This window comes from Mesorhizobium sp. M5C.F.Ca.IN.020.29.1.1 (assembly GCF_003997375.1).
GTDB lineage: Bacteria > Pseudomonadota > Alphaproteobacteria > Rhizobiales > Rhizobiaceae > Mesorhizobium > Mesorhizobium wenxiniae.
Window position 1 is genome coordinate 1 of record NZ_RZSW01000762.1, and the last position, 2,248, is coordinate 2,248.

Annotated in this window: 4 protein-coding genes; 2 read left to right on the plus strand and 2 right to left on the minus strand. The window is 60.5% G+C overall.

All coding sequences use genetic code 11. The features are described from left to right. On the minus strand, positions 1 to 355 hold a 355-nt coding region (locus EOA85_RS33205), incomplete at its 3' end, for a hypothetical protein (RefSeq protein ID WP_206523435.1). Continuing rightward, complete coding sequence (locus EOA85_RS33210; protein WP_164760058.1) at positions 352 to 699, minus strand: plasmid mobilization relaxosome protein MobC; 348 nt, start codon at positions 697 to 699, stop codon at positions 352 to 354. The genes EOA85_RS33205 and EOA85_RS33210, both read right to left, overlap by 4 nt. A gap of 465 nt (positions 700 to 1,164) precedes the next feature. On the opposite strand from EOA85_RS33210, the gene EOA85_RS33215 reads away from it, so the two are divergent. Then, the gene (locus tag EOA85_RS33215) at positions 1,165 to 1,851 is read left to right on the plus strand and encodes a ParA family protein (protein ID WP_127212530.1); all 687 of its coding nucleotides are present in this window, start codon (positions 1,165 to 1,167) and stop codon (positions 1,849 to 1,851) included. A gap of 4 nt (positions 1,852 to 1,855) precedes the next feature. Then, positions 1,856 to 2,176 (plus strand): hypothetical protein, encoded by a 321-nt coding sequence (locus tag EOA85_RS33220; protein ID WP_127212531.1) that lies wholly within the window; start codon positions 1,856 to 1,858, stop codon positions 2,174 to 2,176. Positions 2,177 to 2,248 lie beyond the last annotated feature (72 nt).

Genomic DNA, 2,248 nt, shown 5'->3' on the forward strand with positions numbered 1-2,248 from the left:
CCGCCGTGAGCGGCGTAGCGCGCGCGCTTGGCGTTGAAATTCCGGTGGCGGCGAATTTCACGGCCGCCGGCGCGGCCGTCTTCGCTTGAGCCGCAGCGGCTGGCCGCTGCCTGGACGAGATTTTTGCGATGCCCGTCCCCATCCCTGCGGTACGTCCGGCCGATCGCGTCGCCGCAGCATTGTCGGCGCCCAGTTCCGTTACCGGTGAGCCCCAGGCCGCCACAGTAGCGGCATAAGCCCGCCGCCGGATCTCCTCTGCCTCCGACAGCTCGTCCGTTACTGCCTCGACGGCCAGCGCTTTGTCTCCAAGCATCTCGTCGATGCTGAGCGCCAGCTCGGTGAAATGCCCGCTCAAGGATCCGGGCTCCGTCGTGCCCGGGCTGGCCGCGCCATTTCCGTAAGCCGCTTGTTCATCGGCTGCATCATTCCGAGAAGCGCTGCGAGGCTCTTGGCGAGCGCTGGTTCATAGCCAACGCGGCCGGCATTCATGGCGCGGACGGCCTGGTTGAGGTTGCCGCCGATCTTGCGCAGCTGCACCTGAAGTCCCTGGATCGCCGGTCGATCGACGTCGGCCACCGGCAGAAACAGCCCCGCTTCCGCGCGCAACAGGCGGCGGATGACCTCGGATTCCGGCACTCCTTCGCGCGCGCTGGCGGCGGAGAGAGCCGCCTTTTCGTCGGCACTGACGCGGAACCTCACAACTTCTCCGTAGCTGACGGCTTGGCGTGGCACGGTCCTGTTTTACCCCATGTTCTCCGAACTAAGCCCGCAAAGCGGGCGCGCAAAAGGGATTTGTTCCACAAAACCCGCTATCCTGCCAAAGCAGAAATACATTAAACATGGCGGAAAAACAAGATCGCGACATTGCCACCCTCAGCGCAGACTATAATTCACCCAGTTCGCTGCTGTGCCTGTAGAATTTATAGTTGAGGGATGCTTTACCGCTATAGCGCTATTACTCTATACCGCCACAACGGTGTAGCGGCACGCCATCACAATGGCACAGCATCACGACGGCACAACGCCACGATTAATGGCGGCATAACATCATGATGGCATGGCTGTGCATCGTCATAAATTAAAGTATCAAATTTCTTGAAAATTGCAGCGGCGCAACGTTATAAATCCGAACGCTATAGCGCTTTCAGCGAAGGACGGAGCCTGATGATCATCACCGTTGCCGTGGCAAAAGGCGGCGTTGGAAAATCTACGCTCGTGCGTGCCCTGGCCAGCGTCGCCGCGCACCAAGGCCACCAAGTTTTTGTCATTGACGCCGACGAGCGCAAGAACATCGATCGCTGGTCCATGCTGCTCGATCGCTTCGGCAACAGACCCGAAAATCTGGAGATCGTGGCGGTCACGACGCCGACCGACATCCTCGCGCTCGCCCAGGAACAGGACAGGCAGGGCAAGCTGGTCATCATCGACACCGAAGGCAAAACCAACGACGAGCTGACGGCCGCGCTTTTTGCTGCCGATATAGCCGTGGTGCCGGTGCATCTTGCCATGGACGACATTACCGCCGCACATCAGCTTGTGAACGGCCACATTCCCCTGGTCGCCGAGAACCGCGGCTTTGCCCTGCCGGTGATGTATGTGTTCACGAACAACACTGTCATCGACAGGCGGGCAAGGGCGCTTGCTGACTTGCGCGAGATCATCCAGCAAGACGGCACACGAATTGCGAGTGCTGAAATGCCCTACCGCATCGCTTACAAGGACATGCAGACCGGCGCGACGCTTTACGCGGGCGGGCGGGTGGACTCGAAGGCGATTGCCGAATCCGAGATGATATTTGCCGAGATTGTCCAGTATGTGATTGAGGCCAATCGGTCGGCCGCAGCGGAGTGACGTGATGAACAACGGCAAAAAAGATGCCCTGCTGAGCGTGATGCAGCCAGCCCGGGCTGTGCTTCCCAAGCTGAGCCGCCCGAAGCTGGAGCTGAGCGGCACGGATATCCGCAAGGTCAAGGAAGCGGGCGAAAAACGCGATCCTGTCGCCGGAAAATCGCTCCGGGAGGACAAGAAGGAGCCGACAACCATCTATGTCGCCGCCAAAGACAAGCGGCGCCTGCGCTTGCTCGCTGCTTCGGAAGGCAGGCGGGTCAACGACTACTATGTTGAAGCAGTCAACGATTTTCTGGAGAAGCACGCCGACCGCCTGCCGAAACTGTGACCGCGTTTCGCGCTGTCAAGGCAACCGCTTCGCGGCGCGCTGATCTGCGGCGCAGATCCCCGCGACCTTGAC